Here is an 18,868-nt window from a genome sequence, read left to right as displayed (position 1 = left end):
GTTGCCTCAGAATGACGACTGAATCTTCAAGCCAGCGACCAGCGCGTTATCCACCTCGTCCACCCCGCCAGGGCTCTTGATGTACTGCAGGTTGGGCCTCACGGTCAGCCAGTTGGTAACGTGGAAGCCGTAGTAGAGCTCTGCGTTGTATTCGGTACGCTGCAGCGGTACGAAACCAGGGTTGTCGTAATCGTTGATGCCGCTCTGTGCGTTGAGCAGTTCGGCGCGCTTCTTCACGTCGTCATTCACATGAATACGCGCCACACCGAAGCCGATGTCATCCTTGGGCCGGGCGTCGAAAGCGCCTTTGTAGACCAGCCCCACCTGCTGGTAGTTGTCGACCACGTTGGTGGCCTTGTCGTGCACGGTGAAGTTGGCGAACAGGCTGAGGCCCCGGTTGACGTCGCCGCCATGGGCAGTGACCTGCTGCTGCGCCACCACCCACCATCCGTGCTTGCTGGAATGCGATTTGAAGGCCTCACCGGTCAGCCCCTGCGGGTTGCCGTTGACGTCGTCGTACACATCGTCAGCCTTGGCCGTGCTGTAGTAGTAACCCAGGCGGTACTCGCCCGGCAGACCATTGACCTTGGGCGACCACACCGCTTCCACCGGCAAGATCGCCCCCTTGGTACCGCTACCGCTCAGCTTGAAGCCGTTGCCGGTTTCCAGGTTGGAAGGGTTCTGCTCGAAGGCCCCGACCTGCACGAAGAACGCTGGGGTGATGTTGTACTTCACCCGCAGCGCCCACTGGCTGACCGGCCAGTTGTACCAGATGCCGCCCACCCAGTTGCCCACCTGCGAGCCGCAGAAGGCCAGGTTCTGGAAGTCGCAAGGGAAGCTGTTGAAGTCCTCGCCCTCGCCAAAACGGCCAAATTTCACGTCCAGCGCGCCGTCGAAGTACTTCTGCTTGATCCACATCTGGGTCAGGCGCCAGGTCTGGCCACGGCCCCACACCTCCTGCACCGAGCTGAACTGCCCGGCGCGCGGGTCGCTGATGCGGTCGTTGGACAGGTTGCGACCGCTTCGCTCGGTGATCGCCAGCTTGAACTCGGCATCATGCCAACCCAGTATCTTCTGCAAGTCCAGATGCGCGCCGAGGGCGAACTGGTCGCTGTAGCGTGCCGTCTTGTCGTCGTTGTAGCCGCCATGCAGGTTGCCAGCCACCTCACCCACATAATCGAGGGTGAAGTCATAGCCCTTGTCCAGCAGCTCGGTCCGGGTGCCGCCCCAGTCGCCGGTCATCCATTTGGATTCGCTGGAAAAAGCCTCGGCAGCCTGTGTACCGCTGCTGCCTACAAGTGCAAGCAAGGCCAGCGATCCCAGTGTCTTGATGCGTTTGCGCTGTTCCATCCCTTTGCGTCCTCTTTTTCTTATTGATGGTGTAGACGAGTCAACGGCCTTTGAAGTGAGCCACGTTGTCCTTTGCGGTTGCGCCAGTGCTGGCCAGGTGCACGCGCTCGCCATTGGCAGCGTCGAACAGCAGCACCCGGGCCGGGTCGAATTGCAGGTTGAGGGTGTCACCCACCCGGCACGCCACATCTGGCGCCAGGCGGCAGCACACCTTGGTCTGGTTGAGCGTGACGAACACCAGCAGGTCCGGCCCGGTGGGCTCTGTGACCTGCACCTCGGCGCGGATAGCCGGCAAACCATTGCCGTCAGCAGCGCCCAGGGCGATCTGCTCAGGGCGGATGCCGAGGATGATCTCGCGCCCCTCAAGCGCGTCAGCAGCCTCCCCCAAGGGCAGTTCGCAGCGCGCCTGGCCGCTGTCGAGCAGCGCCAGCAAGCGGCCATCCTGCCTGGCCAGACGCACCGGAATGAAGTTCATTGGCGGCGAACCGATGAAGCTGGCCACGAACTGGTTGGCCGGGTCGTTGTAGATCTGCTGCGGGGTGCCGAACTGCTGGATGATGCCGTCCTTCATCACCGCCACCTTGTCGCCCAGGGTCATGGCCTCGATCTGGTCATGGGTGACGTACACCGTGGTGGTCTTCAGGCGCTGGTGCATCAACTTCATTTCGGTGCGCATTTCGACCCGCAGCTTGGCATCGAGGTTGGACAGGGGTTCATCGAACAGGTAGATCTTGGGTCGCCGCGCCAATGCCCGGCCCATGGCCACGCGCTGCTGTTGGCCACCGGACAGCTGCGCCGGCTTGCGCGCCAGCAAGTGTTCGATCTGCAGCAACTTGGCCACCCGCGCCACTTCCTCGTCGATGGCGGCCTGGGGCAGCTTGCGGATCTTCAGTCCGAACTCGATGTTCTCGCGCACGCTCATGGTGGGGTACAGCGCATAGGACTGGAACACCATGGCGATATCGCGGTCCTTGGGGCTCATGCCACTGACGTCCTGCTCGTCGATGAGGATGGCGCCGCCGGTGATCTGCTCCAGGCCGGCGATACAGTTCATCAGGGTCGACTTGCCGCAGCCCGACGGGCCCACCAGGATCAGGAACTCGCCGTCCTTGATCGACAGCTGGATGTCCTTGAGGGTATCCGGCAGGCCGCTGCCGTAGGTCTTGTTCACATTGCGAAGTTCGAGCGTTGCCATGGCTTACCCCTTGACCGCGCCGGCCGTCAGCCCGCGCACGAAATATTTGCCTGCCACCACGTAGACCAGCAGGGTTGGCAGGCCAGCGATCATTGCTGCCGCCATGTCGACGTTGTATTCCTTGGCCCCGGTGCTGGTATTGACCAGATTGTTCAGGGCTACGGTAATCGGTTGCGAGTCGCCGCTGGAGAACACCACGCCGAACAGGAAGTCGTTCCAGATCTGGGTGAACTGCCAGATCAGGCAGACCATGATGATCGGCGTGGACATCGGCAGGATGATGCGGCGGAAGATGGTGAAGAACCCGGCGCCGTCCAACCGTGCGGCCTTGACCAATGCGTCGGGGATGCTCACGTAGAAGTTGCGGAAGAACAGCGTGGTGAAGGCCAGGCCGTAGACCACATGCACCAGCACCAGGCCACCGGTGGTGCTGGCCAGGCCAAGCTTGCCGAGGGTGAACGAGGCCGGCAGCAGCACAGTCTGGAACGGCAGGAAACAGCCGAACAGCAGCAGGCCGAAGAACAGTTGCGAACCTCGGAAGCGCCACATCGACAGCACATAGCCGTTCAGTGCACCAATCGCGGTGGAGATCAGCACCGCGGGCACGGTGATCATGATCGAGTTCCAGAAGTAACCGCTGACCGCTCCCCAGGCCTTGACCCAGCCTATGCCGGTAATCACTGCAGGCCAGCTCAGCAGGTTGCCGGTGCTGATGTCTTCGGGGGTCTTGAAGCTGGTCAGCAGCATCACCACCAGCGGCACCAGATACAGCAGCACAGCGATCAGCAACACGGCATGGATGGCCATACGGCTGAGGCTGAGCACCGGCTTGTCGACAGGACTATGCATGGCGTTTGCTCCGCAGCTCCGAGTACAGGTAAGGGACGAGGATCGCCAGGATTGCCCCGAGCATCAGGATGGCGCTGGCCGAGCCCATGCCCATCTGGCCGCGGCTGAAGGTGAACGAGTACATGAACATTGCCGGCAGGTCGGAGGAGTAACCCGGGCCGCCAGCGGTCATCGCCGCGACCAGGTCGAAGCTCTTGATGGCAATGTGCGAAAGGATCATCAGCGCGCTGAAGAACACCGGGCGCAGGCTGGGCAGCACCACGGTCCAGTAGATACGCGGCAGGCTGGCACCATCCATCTGCGCAGCGCGGATGATCGACGGGTCAACGCCACGCAAGCCGGCAAGGAACATTGCCATGATGAAGCCCGAAGCCTGCCACACGGCCGCGATCACCAGGCAATACACCACCCGGTCGGGATCGATCAGCCAGTCCAGGCGAAAACCCTCCCAGCCCCAGTCGCGCAGCAGCTTGTCCAGGCCCATGCCGGGGTTGAGCAGCCACTTCCAGGCCGTGCCGGTGACGATCATCGACAGTGCCATGGGGTACAGGTAGATAGTGCGGATGAAGCCCTCGCGACGGATGCGCTGGTCGAGCAACACTGCCAGCAACACACCGATGGCCAGGCTGATGGCAATGAACAGGCCGCCGAACAGAAGCAGGTTCTTGCTCGCCACCCACCAGCGGTCGTTGTCGAACAGACGGGCGTATTGCGCAAGGCCCGCCCACTTGTAGGTAGGCAGAAAGGTCGAGGTGGTGAAGGACAGCACGAAGGTCCAGAGGATGTAGCCGTAGAAGCCCACCAGGACGATGAACATGCTGGGTGCCAGCACCAGCTTGGGCAGCCAGCGCTGAAGCGCGTCCAGGGGTGAGGCCCGCAGTTGGGCGGTGGTCGTAGTCATGTCTTGGATCCCGAGGTAGTGGCGGTGCTACGCACCGCTTCGCGGGCAAGCCCGCTCCCACAGGTCCGGCGTCATGACCAGGAACAGTGGTGAGCAGGGCCCATCTGGGAGCGGGCGTGCCCGCGAACAGCCGTTACTGGGCAGCCTTGATCGCCGCCGCCAGCTTCTTCGCCGCATCGGCCGGGTCGGCCTTGGGGTCGTTGATGTAGTTGGTCACCACATCGAAGAACGCGCCCTGCACGGCCAGCGTGGTGGCCATGTTGTGCGCCATGCTCGGTTGCAGGCCGCCCGTTTTGGCGTCGGCCAGGAAGTCCTTGGCGGAGGTTTGAGCACAGGCATCGAAACCATACTTGCCCATGTCGGCAAGCATGTCGTTGCGTACCGGGATCGAACCCTTGTTGATGCTGAAGACCTTCTGGAAGTCCTCACCCAACACCTTGCGGGCGATGTCCTGCTGACCAGCAGAGGTGCCAGCGTTGTTCTGCTTGAACACCACCAACGAGTCGATGTTGTACAGGAAGGACTTGTCAGTACCGGGGAACGGCACGCACTGATAATCCTTGCCGGCAGTTTTCTTCGCCAGGGTCCATTCGCTCTTGGCCCAGTCGCCCATGATCTGCATGCCGGCCTTGCCGTTGATGACCTTGGCGGCTTCCAGGTTCCAGTCCTGGCCCTTGCCGTCCGGGTCCATGTAGGTGGCGACCTTCTTCAGCTCGGTCAGCGCCTTGACCATCTGCGGTCCGGTCAGCGTTGCGCTGTCGAGGTCGACCAAGGCCTTCTTGTAGCCATCGACGCCCATCACCGACAGCACCACGCTTTCGAACACGGTGCTGTCCTGCCAGGGTTGCCCACCATGGGCGAGCGGGATGAAACCGGCAGCCTTGAGCTTGTCGGCGGCGGCATAGAATTCGTCGAGGGTGGTGGGCGCCTTGTCGATGCCGGCTTTTTTGAACACCTCGGGGTTGATCCACAGCCAGTTGATACGGTGGATATTCACTGGTACGGCAACGTAGTCACCGTCGTACTTCACGGTGTCGGCCACTTTCTTGTCGAGCAGCGAGTCCCACTTTTCTTCCTTGGCCACATCCTTGAGCACATCGGCGTCGAGCAGGCCGGTGGCCGCCCAGTCCTGGATGTCCGGGCCTTTGATCTGCGCGACGCCCGGCGGGTTGCCGGCCACTGCGCGGCTTTTGAGCACGGTCATGGCCGTTGCACCACCGCCGCCGGCGACGGCGCCGTCCTTCCAGATGAAGCCGTCTTTTTCGACCTGGGCCTTGAGCACATCGACCGCCGCTTTTTCACCACCGGAGGTCCACCAGTGCACCACTTCGACACTGCCTTTGGCGTCAGCAGCCTGGGCACCCAAGGGGATTAACGAGGCAAAGGAAATTGCGGCAGCGAGACGGAGCGTGGAATTCATCGAAGCACCTTTCTTGTTGTTATGCCGTGCAAGTCGATCGCTTGCGTAGCATGAAGTCTAAACAGCGTGCCCGCCTCGTCAGGTAACGAAGCGATGCGTGAATGTCATCGTTTGGTTACATTGCCGGCCAGGTTGCTGGCCAGGCTGGGTGCCAGGGGCAAACCTGGCAGCAGCAGCGCCTGGTAGGCGTGATAGAGGTCGGGCTTGCCCGGCCAGAGGGACCCGGCCGGCTGGTTGTGCGCATCGAGTTCGTGGTGCCAGCTGCCGCCAATGGGGTCGATGAAATGGTTGGCGATAAAGCCCCAGCAGAAGCGGTACCACTGTTCGTAATGCGCCTCGCCGGTGCGTTGCAACAGGGCTGCCGCAGCCGCGCAAGCCTCAGCGTGCACCCAGTGCAATCGTGCATGCACCACCGGGCGATCAGCCCAGTCCAGCGTATAGACGAAACCCGGTTCGCCATCGACGTTCCAGGCCTGTTGGCAGGCTGTGTCGAACAATGCGCGGGCACTGTCCGGCAGCCATTGCGGGGCGTACAGGCCGGCCCGTTCAAGGCTGGCTTCCAGGTGCAACAGCAACCGCGCCCACTCCAGGGCATGCCCGGGTGTAGTGCCATAAGGCCGGAAGGGGTCGGCGGGATGTTCGAGGTTGTAATCCGGCAGCGGCTGCCAATGGACATCGAAATGTTCGATCACCCGATAGCCGTTGGCGGCGGCATGGGTATGGATGATGCGTTCGGCGATACGCAAGGCACGTTGCAGCCACAGGCCGTTGCCGGTGACGTCTGCCAACGCCAGGAAGGCCTCGGTCGCGTGCATGTTGCTGTTGGCGCCCCGGTACTGCTCGGGAAGCTGCCAGGCGCGGGAGAAGGTTTCCCGCAGAGCACCTTCGTCTTCGCTCCAGAAATGCGCTTCGATCACCTGGATTGCGTCTGCCAATAGCGTATTGGCGTCGACAGCGCCGGCCACCACCGCCGAGCTGGCGGCCAGCGCGACGAAGGCATGCAGGTACGCCGCCTTGCCGCTATCGTCGTGGCCGCCAGGATGGGCGAACCAACCGCCGTGGGTGGCATCCTGCATGGCACCGCGCAGCGCTGCCACACCGTGCTCGGCATAGGCCAGGCTACCGGGGATGCCCTGCAGGTGGGCCAAGGCAAAGCAATGGGTCATGCGGGCGGTGTTGATGGTTTCAGCACGGGCACCGGGGGCGAGTTGCCCATTGGCATCCAGGTTACCGAAACCGTCGGGTAGTTTCGCGGCCTTGGCAAAGGCCAGCAGGCGCTGTGCTTCGGCCAAGCGCCAGGCGTTGTGGGCCGGGGCATTGAGCCAGCTGTCAGCGGACAGGTTGAGGGGGGTCATGGGCCAGCTTGATCCTTGCCAGTCATTTGCGAATTCTAGCCAGCGGGGTCATTGCGGAGGTCACGAAGGACGACGGGATTGTCACTGGGCAGTGACATTTCGCCTGCCTGTATTGGCCTCTTCGCGGGCGCGCCCGCTCCCACAAAGACCGCACAGCCTTCCAAGTTTACGCTGTACCTGTGGGAGCGGGTTCACCCGCGAAGAGGCCCGCACAGGCACCCCAAAAACTCAATCCATACCCCGCGGCAGATACAGGGTCACCCGCAGCCCGCCCTCCCGCAGGTTCAGCAAGCTCACCTCGCCCCCATGGCTATGGGCGATGTTGCGCGCAATGCCCAACCCCAGCCCATACCCCTGCTGCTGCCCGGCCAGCCGGAAATGCGGCTCGAACACCTGTTCCAGCTGCTGCTGCGGCACCCCGGGCCCCTGGTCATCCACCTGCAGCACAAAACCCTCTGCCCCGTCGATGATGCGCAGCCGCGCCCGTTCGCCGTACTTGATGGCGTTGTCGATCAGGTTGCCGATGCAGCGACGCAACGCCAGCGGCTTGCCCGGGTAAGGCGCCAGCGCCTGGCCCTCGACGGTGATGCGACCATCGCCCAGGTAAGGCTCGGCCAGAATCTCCAGCACCTGGTTAAGGTCGACCGGCTCGATGTTTTCGTGGATGTCGGTGTCCTTTACGCACTGCAAGGCGCCTTTGACCAGCAACTCCAGCTCGTCCAGGTCCTGGCTGAACTTGGCCTGCAGGCGCTCGTCCTCCAGCAGTTCGACGCGCAGGCGCAGGCGCGTGATCGGCGTGCGCAGGTCGTGGGAAATGGCGCTGAACAGCTGGCTGCGTTCGGTCAGGTAACGGCTGATACGCTCGCGCATGCTGTTGAATGCCCGACTCACCTCGACCACTTCACTGCCGCCAGCTTCAGCCACTGGCGCCACATCGGCACCCAGCGACATCTCTCGGGCGGCCCGCGCCAGGCGCTTCAGTGGCCAGCTTTGCCAGTGCACCAGCAAGCCGATGAACAGCAACAGCAAGGCCGTGGTCAGCACGATGAAGCCGATCTGCTGGCGCGGCAGGCGTTCGGCTTCCAGCCCCGTGTACGGTTCGGGCAACAGCGAGGCGATGTACAACCATTCGCCCTCGCCCAAGCGGATCTGCGTGACCAGTACCGGGGGTTTCAGCGGTTCCAGGGTCAGTGAATAATGGGCCCATGAGCGCGGCAGTTCCTCGAGTTTGAGGCCGGTGTTGAAGATGCGCAGGTCGTCAGGCCCGACAAACTCAACGGAAATTTCCATCTGCGAACCCAGGCGCTCGTGCAGCACCTGCTGGAACACATCGATCACCGCCTGCTTGCGAGGGGTAACGGGCAGTGCCTGCATGTCCAGCGGCGTGGCGTTGAGCGACACGAAGAAACGCGTGCCGCCCATGCTGCGCAATTGGTCGAGCACCAGCGGCCGGTAGGCCACCGGCAGCGAGCGGAAGTAACTGACGCTGGCACTCATGGAATGGGCCAGGCTGCTGGCGCTGGCACGCAGCCCCTGAAGCTGGCTGGCGCGAAGCTGGGACACCCAGATGATGCTGGACAACCCCTGGGCCAGCAGGACAACCAGCAGGGTCAGCAGCAGCATGCGCCCCAGCAAGGAGCGCGGCAGCAGGCGCCAGCGCCGCTCAGGGCGCACAGCAGACATGCGCCGCCAACAAGTAGCCACTGCCTCGCACGGTGCGGATCAGCCGGGGAGGCTTGTCGGTATCGCGCAGGCGCTGGCGCAGACGGCTGACCGCCATGTCGACGATGCGGTCCAGCGGCATCGGTTCGCGGCCACGGGTGGCGTTGCCGATGGTGTCGCGGTCGAGGATTTGCTGCGGGTGATCGAGGAACAGTTTGAGCAGGGCAAAGTCGGCGCCGGAGAGGATCACCTCCTCTCCATCACGGTGGAACAGGCGGTGGCTGACCGTGTCCAGGCGCCAGTCGTCGAAGGCCAGCACGGCGCTGCCCGGCGCCGTCTGGCCGAACTCGGTGCGGCGCAACAAAGCCTTGATTCGCGCTTGCAGTTCGCGGGGGCTGAACGGCTTGCCCAGATAGTCGTCAGCGCCCAGCTCCAGGCCGATGACCCGGTCGGCCTCGTCGGAGCTGGCGGTGAGCATGATGATAGGTACGCGCGCTTGGCGTGGGTGCTGGCGTACCCAGCGGCACAAGCTAAAGCCGTCTTCGTCGGGCAACATGACGTCAAGAATGACCAGGTCGCAGGGCGTGGTTTCCAGCGCGTGGCGAAAGCCCTTGCCGTCAGCCTCGGCATGCACCTGGAAGCCGGATCGGCTCAGGTAGGTTTGCAGCAGTTCACGGATTTCCTGGTCGTCGTCGACCATCAGGATCGATTTGCCGGCAGTGCTCAAGGTGGTCCTTCCTCTTGTTGATTACAGGTCTTTTTGCCTGCTGTCGGGTATTGCCATTGGCGCCGCAAAGCGGCCCCCTCAGTGATCCAACGCCTGCTGCAACGCTACCCCTGCCCCCTCCAACCCGGAAAACTCCGCCGTCACCAGCCACACCGGCACCCCGGTAAAATAGCCACTCATACACCCCTTGTCGGCAAAACTCGCGGCAAACCCGCTACGCAGGAACAGCTCGGCAAAGCGCGGAATCACACCGCCCACAATATAGACCCCGCCTCGCGCGCCCAGCGTCAGCACATTGTTACCCGCCACTCGCCCAAGGAAACGACAGAACTGCTCGACCACCGCCAGCGCCCGTGGCTCCCCGCCCAGCGCGGCATCGGTGATATGCGCCGGGGTCTTGTGCCTGGGCGTGTCGCCGTCCAGCGCACAGATCGCCTGGTACAGCCGCACCAGGCCACCCCCACTGAGCACGGCCTCGGCGCTGACATGGCCGATCTGACTGTGGATCTGATGGTGGATTGCCGCTTCGCGAGCATTGCCTACCGGCAGGTCAACATGTCCGCCTTCACCCGGCAGGGCCTTCCAGTGCTGTTCGCCCAGACGCAGCAACGAGCCCACACCCAGGCCAGTACCTGGCCCGATCACCAATGCCGGCCTCGAGGGGTCGGCCTGGCCGGGGCACACCTCGCGGAACTCGCCTTCGCGCAGACGCGTCATGCCCAGCGCCATCGCGGTGAAATCATTGATCAGCAACAGTCGCTCGACCTGCAAGGTCTTGCAAAATGCCGTGCGGCTCAGGCGCCAGTGGTTGTTGGTGAAGCGGAATTCATCGCCATCGACCGGGCCGGCCACCGCCAGGCACACCGCCGCCAGGCCACCGCGGGCGATACCTTGGCTTTCCAGGTAGGCCTCGATGGCCTGCTCGGGGTTGGTGTAGTCCGCGGTGGCGAAAACATTTACTTCATGCAGCTGGTTGTCACGCCACAACGCAAAACGGGCATTGGTGCCGCCAATATCACCAACCAGCAGGTGCTTCATTTGAGGTGCTCCAGGGCCGAGGTAAAGGCACTGGCGCCCTGCTCTGCCGGGCTGAACGCCATGCGCATGAAGCCGAACAGCTCGCGCCCACAACCCAGGTCGTTGCCCTGGGGTGCCGGCGGCAGCTCACGGCTGGCCAGTTCTTCGGCCGACACCATGATCCGCAACGTGCCTTCGACTCCGTCGACCCGCACGATATCACCATCGCGCACCCGCGCCAGCGGGCCGCCGTCGTAAGCCTCCGGGCAAACGTGGATGGCCGCCGGGATCTTGCCCGAGGCACCGGACATGCGCCCGTCGGTGACCAACGCAACCTTGTAGCCACGGTCCTGCAATACACCGAGGAACGGGGTGAGCTTGTGCAGTTCCGGCATGCCATTGCAGCGCGGGCCCTGGAAGCGCACCACCGCGACAAAGTCACGTTCCAGCTCACCGGCCTTGAACGCGTCGGCCAGCGACTGCTGGTCCTGGAACACCCGCGCCGGGGCCTCGACCACTTGGTGCTCGGGGGCAACGGCAGACACTTTCATCACGCCACGGCCCAGGTTGCCTTCCATCACCCGCAGGCCGCCTTCGGCCGAGAATGGTCGCGACACCGGGCGCAGGATGCTTTCGTCCAGGCTGTGTTGCGGCCCTTCGCGCCACACCAGCTTGCCATTGTCGAGGAAGGGTTCCTGGGTGTAGCGGCGCAGGCCATGGCCGGCCACGGTGTTGACATCTTCGTGCAGCAGGCCGGCGTCGAGCAGTTCACGAATCAGGAAGGCCATGCCGCCGGCAGCCTGGAAGTGGTTGATGTCGGCCTTGCCGTTGGGGTAGACGTGCGACAGGGTCGGCACCACTTCGGAAAGGTCGGCCATGTCCTGCCAGGTCAGCTGGATACCCGCAGCCTGGGCGATCGCCGGGATGTGCAGGGTGTGGTTGGTCGAGCCGCCGGTAGCGTGCAGCGCGACGATGGAGTTGACCAGCGCCTTCTCGTCGACGATTTCGCCCAGCGGCATGAAGCTGCCACTGGCCTTGGTCATGCGCGTCACCTGCTGCGCAGCCTCGGCGGTGAGTGCGTCACGCAGCGGCGTGTACGGGTTGACGAACGAGGCGCCCGGTAGGTGCAGCCCCATCACTTCCATCACCAACTGGTTGGTGTTGGCGGTGCCGTAGAAGGTGCAGGTGCCGGGGCTGTGGTAGGAATTCATCTCGGACTCCAACAGCTCTTCGCGGCTGGCCTTGCCTTCGGCATAGCGCTGGCGCACATCGGCCTTCTGCTTGTTGGAGATGCCGGAAACCATTGGCCCACCCGGGACGAAGATGGTCGGCAGGTGGCCGAAGCGCAACGCGCCCATCATCAGGCCGGGGACGATCTTGTCGCAGATGCCCAGCATGAGTGCCGCGTCGAACATGTTGTGCGACAGCGCTACCGCCGTGGACATCGCGATCACTTCACGGCTGGCGATCGCCAGCTCCATCCCCGGCTCGCCCTGGGTCACCCCGTCGCACATGGCCGGCACGCCACCGGCGAACTGGCCGACCGAACCGACCTCGCGCAGGGCCTGCTTGATCTGCTCGGGGAAGTGCAAGTAAGGCTGGTGGGCAGACAACATGTCGTTGTAGGCCGAGACGATGGCCACGTTGGCCGCGTTCATCAGGCGCAGAGTCTGCTTGTCTTCGCTGCCGCAACCGGCCACGCCGTGGGCGAAGTTGGCGCACTGCAGGCTGGCACGCATGGGGCCTTCACTGGCCGCGCCGCGAATCAGTTGCAGGTAGCGTTCGCGGGTGGCGCGGCTGCGTTCGACCAGCCGCTGGGTGACCTCAAGGATGCGCGGATGCATGTACTGGACTCCAGGCTAATTGTAAGGGCGGTTTACCGGGCATTTCCCCTCCAAACGATTGCGGCCTAGGCTCATGGTTAGGAGCCCGCTGCATCGGTGGAGGCACGACGCCCAACCACTCGTTGTATATTTAAACAAAATACTGCCACTAAAAAGGCTTGTTTTCTATCAGCCAGTGAATAATCTTGTAATTCCAACAACAAAACCGTTTCAGTGAAGCTCCTTTGTGCCACAGGTTTCACTCGAACTGCCAGAGGTACTGCCATGACCCTTCGCATCGCCATCAATGGATTCGGCCGAATCGGGCGCAATGTCCTGCGCGCACTGTATACCCAAGGCTACCGCCAGGACCTGCAGGTCGTCGCCATCAACGACCTGGGCGACAGCACCATGAATGCCCACCTGCTCAAGTACGACAGTGTCCACGGCACCTTCGACGCGACCGTCGAGGCCGACCACGAAAGCCTGACGGTCAACGGGGACCGTATCGCGGTCAGTGCCATTCGCAATCCGGCCGAACTGCCCTGGAAGGCCGAGGCGATCGACGTGGTGTTCGAGTGCACCGGGCTGTTCACCGACCGCGCCAAAGCCGCTGCGCACCTGGCCGCCGGGGCGGGCAAGGTGATTGTCTCTGCACCGGCCAAGGGTGCCGATGCCACCGTGGTATACGGGGTCAACCACGACATTCTGCGGGCCTCGCACCAGGTCATTTCCAATGCCTCCTGCACCACCAACTGCCTGGCGCCGATCGCCCAGGTGCTGCACCGGGAGTTCGGCATCGAGCAAGGCCTGATGACCACCATCCACGCCTACACCAACGACCAGGTGCTGACTGACGTTTACCACAGCGACCCGTACCGCGCGCGTTCAGCCACCCAGTCGATGATCCCGAGCAAGACCGGTGCCGCCGAGGCCGTGGGCCTGGTGCTGCCGGAGCTGGCCGGCAAGCTGACCGGAATGGCGGTGCGGGTGCCCGTCATCAACGTGTCGTTGGTGGACCTCACCGTCAACCTCAAGCGCGAGGCCACGGCCGAGCAGGTCAACCAGCTGTTCCTCGAGGCCAGCAAGCATTCCAAGGTATTGGGCTACAACGCCCTGCCATTGGTTTCCTGCGATTTCAACCACAACCCGCTGTCGTCGATCTTCGATGCCAACCATACCCGGGCCAACGGGCGGATGCTCAAGGTGCTGGCCTGGTATGACAACGAGTGGGGGTTCAGCAACCGGATGCTGGACAACTGCCTGGCGCTGCACCGGGCTGGCTGACCCGCGTGGGAGCGGGCTTGCCCGCGAAGCCAACACCGTGGTGGATGGCACGGGCTTCGCCCGTGTTCGCGGGCAAGCCCGCTCCCACAGGGATCGCGCCAGCTTTTAGAAATTGAGCAAGACAGTTGCTCCCAAAAAAAGCAAACGACATCCAGCGACTACAATCTTTACCTTTTCCTGATAATTCCACACTTGACCTGCCGCACGGATGATAAGCATTATCATTAACCTTTCGTCGGCCAGGTCCCCCCGTGAGTCAGTCCCGGTTCAATTCCGTCTTCCTCGTTCAGCGCCTCACCCTGCTGCGTACCCTGCAGCGCATGGTCGGTAACCCCAGCACGGCCGAAGACCTGCTGCAGGAAACCTACCTGCGGGTGTCCCGCGCGCTGGGCGAGCGGCCCATCGAGCACATCGAGCCGTTCGTGTTTCAGACCGCGCGCAACCTGGCGCTGGACCACCTGCGTGCACGCCGGGTGCAGGCACGCATGCTGGTCGACGACGTGCCCGACGAAGTGCTGCACAGTGTCGCCGCGCCCGCCACCAGCAGCGAGGATGCCGCGCACGCCGAGCAGTTGCTCAAGCACCTCAGCGTCAGCCTCAATCAACTGAGCGAACGCCAACAACGCATTTTCATCCTCAGCCGCCTGCATGGCGCCACCTATCTGGAAATCGCCGAACAACTGAGTGTTTCGCCCAGCACGGTACAAAAGGAACTGAAACTGATCATGGCAATCTGCATGGGTGTTGCCGAACGACTCAAGTAAGCTGACCCCAGGCGAACGGCAACGCAAAGCCCTTGCCACACCCCGCCTTAGCCTTGATCATTCGCAAAAAAACCATTCAAGGATTCACCGTGACCGACAGCCCTGCCCCTCGCCCGTCACCTGCCAGGCCTGATGCCCGTGCTCGTGCCATGGACGAGGCGCTGGACTGGCTGGTGCGCCTGCAATGCGCAGATGCCGCAGACACCCAGGCCTTTGAAGCCTGGCTGAGCGCCGCGCCGGAAAACGCCGAGGCCTATGTCGAAGCGGAGGCGCTGTGGAACGGTACGCCGTTGCACAAGGTGGCCACGCACATGCACCAGCAGCAACGCCGCTCATGGCGCGGGCGCCTGCGCAGTCACTGGAAACCCCTGGCCACCGCAGCGCTGCTGCTGGTCGGGCTGTTCACCGTCGGTAACCTGCCCATGCGCCTGCAGGCCGACCACCTTACGGTGGTCGGCGAGCGCCAGCGCCTGCAACTGGAAGACGGCGCAAAAGTGCTGCTCAACACCAATTCGGCATTCGCCAGCGAACGCCAGGACGGCCGCCAGGTCGCCCGCCTGCTACAGGGCGAGGCTTACTTCCAGGTCCCCGAGGGCGCGCAGCTGCCGCTGGAGGTGGAAGCCGGGCCGTTGCGCGCACAGGTGCGCGACACCGACTTTGCCGTGCGCTACCTTGACGGCGAGGCCCAGGTACGGGTGCAACGCGGCGATGTCGACCTGCAGGGGGAGCGCGACCAGCGCATCCGCCTGAGTGCCGGCGACAGCATCAGCGTCGGCCCCCAGGGCTTTGGCCAGCGCCAGCGCCCCGACATGCACAAGGACCTGGCCTGGATCGACGGCCGCCTGGTGTTCGAGAACTGCCCGTTGAGCCAGGTGCTGGCCGAAGTGCAGCGCTACTACCCGGGCTGGATCATCAACCGCAATGAGCAGTTGGAGCACGTTGCCGTCACCGGTAACTACCGCCTCGACCAGCCACTGGAAACCCTGCGCGCACTGGCCCACATCACCTCGGCACAACTGCATGAGTACCCGGCGCTGGTCATCCTGAACTGACCCCTGAATTATTTTTACGCGATCGCACTCGCCCGCCCGTCTCGTTATAGCCAATGCAACTGATTCTTGTTTGAGAACGAGAACAGCCATCACCTATAACAGCCCGCGCGTCTGGGAGCGCTTCCGATGTCCACTGGTCCTACCCGCTCGTCCAACCTTCCCCGCCGTACAGGACAACTGTCCCTGTTGACCCTTGCCCTGCTCGCCAGCGGTGCCTGCAGCCTGCCGGCGCTGGCCGCCGAGCCGGCCCAGGCCAGCAGCCCGCGCATGGGCGACTACCGCTTCAGCATCGGCCAGCAGCCGCTAGTGTCGGCGATCAACGCCTTCAGCCAGGTCACCGGCTGGCAGGTCGGCTTCAGCGCCGAGCTGGCCGACGGCGTGGCTTCGCCAGGCGTACAGGGTTCGCTGCCGCCAGATGCTGCCCTCAAGCGCCTGTTGCGGGGTACCGGGCTGAGTTTTCGCAAGATCAGCAACGGCAATGTGGTCCTGGAGCGCCAAACCGCAAGCAACGTGATCGCGCTGCAGCAGGTGACCGTCAGCGCCACCCGCAGCGCACAGGACGTCAGCCAGGTGCCGAGCACTGTCAGCGTGCAGACCCGTGAGCAACTGGACCGGCAGAACGTGAACAATATCCAGGATCTGGTGCGCTACGAGCCGGGAGTGTCGGTATCCGGAACCGGCCAACGCAGCGGGCTGAACGGCTACAACATCCGTGGTATCGACGGCGAGCGGATCCTCACCCAAGTCGACGGCGTGTCGATCCCCGACAGCTTCTTCTACGGCCCCTACGCCCAGACCCAGCGCAACTATGTCGACCCGGAAATCGTCAAGCGTGTGGAAATCCTCCGCGGCCCGGCCTCGGTGTTGTATGGCAGCAACGCCATCGGCGGTGCGGTGAGCTACTTCACCCTCGACCCGGACGACATCATCAAGCCCGGCAAAGACGTGGGGGCACGCCTGAAAACCGGCTACAGCTCGGCCGACGAAAGCTGGCTGACCTCCGCCACCGTCGCTGGCCGCCAGGGTGACTTCGACGGCCTGCTGCACCTGAGCCAGCGCAACGGCCACGAGACCGAAACCCACGGCAGCCACAGTGGCGACGGCCTGTCGCGCACCGAAGCCAACCCGATGGATGCGCGCACCACCAACGTGCTGGCCAAGCTGGGCTGGAACTACGCCGACGACGCACGCCTGGGGTTCACCTATGAGCGCTACAAGGATGACCGTGACCAGAACATCCTCAGCGCGGTGGGTGGGCCGTTCATCCCCGGCTTTGGTGGCATGGGCTACTACAAGGCGCGTAATGGCAACGACACCATCACCCGCGAGCGCTTCGGCGTTAACCATGAGTTCGGCCTGGACTCGCTGGTCGCCGACCACGTCAAGTGGAGCCTGAACTACCAGATTGCCAAGACCGACCAGCACACCGAGGAAGTTTACGTGCCGCCTGGCCGCCAGGTGCTGCGCACCCGCGATACCACCTACAAGGACCGCCAGTGGGTGTTCGACGCCCAGCTGGACAAGGCCTTCAGCATCGGCGCCACCGACCACCTGCTGACCTACGGCACCACGCTCAAGCACGAAAAGGTCACCGGTTCGCGCAGCGGTACCGGTACCTGCTTGACCGTAGGATCCGGTTGTTCCGCCGCCGGCGCCGAACGCCCGGCAGACGGCCAGGTTCTGGTCAGCGACTTCCCGGACCCGACCGTGAATACCTACAGCCTGTTCGCGCAGGATGAAATCCGCTGGAACAACTGGACCTTCATGCCCGGCGCGCGCTACGACTACACCCGCATGGAGCCCAAATTCACCGAGGAATTCCTGCGTGGTCTGGAGTCCAGCGGTACGGCGCCTACCGCCCAGGACGATTCGGACAAGAAGTGGCACCGCGTCTCGCCCAAGTTCGGCCTGACCTACGCCTTCAACGACAATTACACCTGGTACGGCCAGTATGCAGAGGGCTTCCGCACGCCGACCGCCAAAGCCATGTATGGCCGCTTCCAGAACCTGGACCAAGGCTACCGCGTGGAGGGCAACCCGAACCTTGAGCCTGAAAAGAGCAAAAGCTACGAAACCGGCCTGCGTGGCAACTTCGACGCCGGCAACTTCGACGTGGCAGTGTTCTACAACAAGTACCGTGATTTCATCGACGAAGATGCCGTGCAAAGCGCCAACCTGGAACAGACCTTCCAGGCCAACAACATCAAGCACGCCACCATCAAGGGTGCCGAATTCAAGGGCCGCCTGAACCTCGACCACTTCGGCGCACCGCAGGGCCTCTATACCCAAACCTCGATTGCCTACACCTATGGTCGTAACGATGACACCGGTCAACCGCTGAACAGTGTCAACCCGCTCAAGGGCGTATTCGGCCTGGGCTACGAGCAGCAGAACTACGGTGGCTTGCTGAGCTGGACGCTGGTCAAACGCAAGACCCGTGTCGACGACAGCACCTTCTATTCGCCTGACGGTTCTACCTCGAAGTTCCGCACCCCGGGCTACGGTGTGCTGGACCTGACCGGTTACTACAAGGTCACCGACGACGTCACCATCAATGCCGGGCTGTACAACCTTACCGACAAGAAATACTGGCAGTGGGATTCGGTGCGCAGCTACGACGGCCAGGGTGAGGCGGCTGTGACCCAGCCAGCCAATATCGACCGCCTGACCATGCCGGGGCGCAACTTCGGTATCAATGTGGTTTGGGATATCTGAGGCGTTACGTCTGTACCGGCCTCTTTGCGGGTAAACCCGCGAAGAGGCCGGTACTGGCAACACAAATACCGGCTTTTTTTACTGTCCCGCTCCCGCTGTTTCGTCTTGTATCTAGACGCCCTCTTTCCAAGGACTCCCCATGACCGACCGCCCAGCCCTGCGCTCCCAGCGCCTGAACCAGATCACCCACGCCCCGCACGCCGAGCTGGATGCCCTGGTGAAATCCCACGCGCCTTTCGACAGCCGCGAAAGTTTCGCCCGCTTCGTCGTCGCACAGTACCTGTTCCAGTCCGAGTTGCAGGCCCTGTACAACGACCCTCAGCTGATCGCCATCGTCCCTGATCTGGCTGAGCGCTGCCGTGCCGACCAGGCCCGCCTGGACCTCGCCGACCTCGACACCGAAGTACCGGCCGCCGTGCCGGGCGCTGTGGACAAGCCAAGCCTGGGCGAGGCAATGGGCTGGATCTTCGTCTCCGAAGGCTCCAAACTGGGCGCTGCGTTTCTGATCAAGCGTGCCGTAGCCCTGGAACTGTCCGACAGCTTCGGCGCCCGTCACCTGGGGGAGCCCGCCGGTGGCCGTGCCGAAGGCTGGAAGCAGTTCACCCGCATCCTCGATGGCCTGGCGCTCTCGCCTGAAGAGGAAGCGGCTGCCGAGCGCGGTGCAGTGGCCGCTTTCGAGCGCTTCACCGAGCTGCTCAAGCACGCCTACGCTGCGGATGCCGCGCTGGTCTGATACGCCGAAGCCGGCCAC

At 63.4% G+C, this 18,868-nt stretch carries 15 protein-coding genes; 5 read left to right on the top strand and 10 right to left on the bottom strand.

The genetic code is table 11. The annotated features are described in order from the left end of the window. Nucleotides 1-6: 6 nt before the first annotated feature. The 10 genes from V7787_RS25460 to edd all read right to left on the bottom strand — a co-directional run bounded on the left by V7787_RS25460 (nt 7) and on the right by edd (nt 12,320). Entirely contained in the window at nt 7-1,350 is a 1,344-nt protein-coding gene (locus V7787_RS25460) for a carbohydrate porin (RefSeq protein ID WP_064493193.1), read from the bottom strand. Between the two features lie 40 nt (nt 1,351-1,390). Beyond that, entirely contained in the window at nt 1,391-2,545 is a 1,155-nt protein-coding gene (locus V7787_RS25455) for an ABC transporter ATP-binding protein (RefSeq protein ID WP_064493192.1), read from the bottom strand. A 3-nt stretch (nt 2,546-2,548) separates the two neighbouring features. After that, nucleotides 2,549-3,394: a carbohydrate ABC transporter permease gene (locus V7787_RS25450; protein ID WP_003255048.1), complete on the bottom strand. Its 846-nt coding sequence runs from the start codon at nt 3,392-3,394 to the stop codon at nt 2,549-2,551. Next, nucleotides 3,387-4,295, bottom strand: a complete 909-nt coding sequence (locus V7787_RS25445) for a carbohydrate ABC transporter permease (protein ID WP_003255050.1) — start codon at nt 4,293-4,295, stop codon at nt 3,387-3,389. Before V7787_RS25445 ends, V7787_RS25450 begins: the two co-directional genes overlap by 8 nt. Before the next feature lie 133 nt (nt 4,296-4,428). Continuing rightward, nucleotides 4,429-5,715 carry an ABC transporter substrate-binding protein gene (locus tag V7787_RS25440; protein ID WP_064493191.1) on the bottom strand — a complete coding sequence of 429 codons (1,287 nt, stop codon included), beginning with the start codon at nt 5,713-5,715 and terminating at the stop codon, nt 4,429-4,431. A gap of 104 nt (nt 5,716-5,819) precedes the next feature. Continuing rightward, nucleotides 5,820-7,070 (bottom strand): D-mannose isomerase, encoded by a 1,251-nt coding sequence (locus V7787_RS25435; RefSeq protein WP_336090024.1) that lies wholly within the window; start codon nt 7,068-7,070, stop codon nt 5,820-5,822. 228 nt (nt 7,071-7,298) lie between these two features. Next, complete coding sequence (locus tag V7787_RS25430) at nt 7,299-8,753, bottom strand: ATP-binding protein (RefSeq protein ID WP_336090023.1); 1,455 nt, start codon at nt 8,751-8,753, stop codon at nt 7,299-7,301. After that, nucleotides 8,734-9,459, bottom strand: coding sequence for a two-component system response regulator GltR (gene gltR, locus V7787_RS25425; RefSeq protein ID WP_014589861.1), 726 nt, complete (start codon nt 9,457-9,459; stop codon nt 8,734-8,736). Before gltR ends, V7787_RS25430 begins: the two co-directional genes overlap by 20 nt. 78 nt (nt 9,460-9,537) lie before the next feature. Continuing rightward, nucleotides 9,538-10,497: a glucokinase gene (locus tag V7787_RS25420; protein WP_064493363.1), complete on the bottom strand. Its 960-nt coding sequence runs from the start codon at nt 10,495-10,497 to the stop codon at nt 9,538-9,540. After that, nucleotides 10,494-12,320: a phosphogluconate dehydratase gene (edd, locus tag V7787_RS25415; RefSeq protein ID WP_003255057.1), complete on the bottom strand. Its 1,827-nt coding sequence runs from the start codon at nt 12,318-12,320 to the stop codon at nt 10,494-10,496. Before edd ends, V7787_RS25420 begins: the two co-directional genes overlap by 4 nt. Before the next feature lie 264 nt (nt 12,321-12,584). Between edd and gap the strand changes: the two genes are divergently transcribed. The 5 genes from gap (at nt 12,585) to V7787_RS25390 (ending at nt 18,850) form a co-directional block, all read left to right on the top strand. After that, nucleotides 12,585-13,586, top strand: coding sequence for a type I glyceraldehyde-3-phosphate dehydrogenase (gap, locus tag V7787_RS25410; protein WP_014589858.1), 1,002 nt, complete (start codon nt 12,585-12,587; stop codon nt 13,584-13,586). Between the two features lie 251 nt (nt 13,587-13,837). After that, nucleotides 13,838-14,350, top strand: coding sequence for an RNA polymerase sigma factor (locus V7787_RS25405; RefSeq protein ID WP_003255059.1), 513 nt, complete (start codon nt 13,838-13,840; stop codon nt 14,348-14,350). Between the two features lie 89 nt (nt 14,351-14,439). After that, on the top strand, nt 14,440-15,402 hold the full coding sequence (locus V7787_RS25400; RefSeq protein WP_336090022.1) for a FecR family protein: 963 nt from the start codon (nt 14,440-14,442) through the stop codon (nt 15,400-15,402). A 126-nt stretch (nt 15,403-15,528) separates the two neighbouring features. Then, nucleotides 15,529-18,117 (top strand): TonB-dependent receptor, encoded by a 2,589-nt coding sequence (locus tag V7787_RS25395; RefSeq protein ID WP_020189894.1) that lies wholly within the window; start codon nt 15,529-15,531, stop codon nt 18,115-18,117. A 139-nt stretch (nt 18,118-18,256) separates the two neighbouring features. Then, a complete protein-coding gene (locus V7787_RS25390) occupies nt 18,257-18,850 on the top strand; it encodes a biliverdin-producing heme oxygenase (protein ID WP_336090021.1) in 594 nt (197 codons plus the stop codon). Nucleotides 18,851-18,868 lie beyond the last annotated feature (18 nt).

Source organism: Pseudomonas sp. CGJS7 (assembly GCF_036961695.1).
Note: the sequence above shows the minus strand (reverse complement) of the source record. Positions and strands in the feature narration are given on the sequence as shown.

Bases quoted from the DNA above. Each gene is read 5' to 3' on its own strand.
- V7787_RS25440 (WP_064493191.1), bottom strand. From the start codon at position 5,715: ATGAATTCCACGCTCCGTCTCGCTGCCGCAATTTCCTTTGCCTCGTTA.
- V7787_RS25455 (WP_064493192.1), bottom strand. From the start codon at position 2,545: ATGGCAACGCTCGAACTTCGCAATGTGAACAAGACCTACGGCAGCGGC.
- V7787_RS25450 (WP_003255048.1), bottom strand. From the start codon at position 3,394: ATGCATAGTCCTGTCGACAAGCCGGTGCTCAGCCTCAGCCGTATGGCC.
- V7787_RS25390 (WP_336090021.1), top strand. From the start codon at position 18,257: ATGACCGACCGCCCAGCCCTGCGCTCCCAGCGCCTGAACCAGATCACC.
- gap (WP_014589858.1), top strand. From the start codon at position 12,585: ATGACCCTTCGCATCGCCATCAATGGATTCGGCCGAATCGGGCGCAAT.
- V7787_RS25460 (WP_064493193.1), bottom strand. From the start codon at position 1,350: ATGGAACAGCGCAAACGCATCAAGACACTGGGATCGCTGGCCTTGCTT.
- edd (WP_003255057.1), bottom strand. From the start codon at position 12,320: ATGCATCCGCGCATCCTTGAGGTCACCCAGCGGCTGGTCGAACGCAGC.
- V7787_RS25435 (WP_336090024.1), bottom strand. From the start codon at position 7,070: ATGACCCCCCTCAACCTGTCCGCTGACAGCTGGCTCAATGCCCCGGCC.
- V7787_RS25420 (WP_064493363.1), bottom strand. From the start codon at position 10,497: ATGAAGCACCTGCTGGTTGGTGATATTGGCGGCACCAATGCCCGTTTT.
- V7787_RS25395 (WP_020189894.1), top strand. From the start codon at position 15,529: ATGTCCACTGGTCCTACCCGCTCGTCCAACCTTCCCCGCCGTACAGGA.
- V7787_RS25445 (WP_003255050.1), bottom strand. From the start codon at position 4,295: ATGACTACGACCACCGCCCAACTGCGGGCCTCACCCCTGGACGCGCTT.
- V7787_RS25430 (WP_336090023.1), bottom strand. From the start codon at position 8,753: ATGTCTGCTGTGCGCCCTGAGCGGCGCTGGCGCCTGCTGCCGCGCTCC.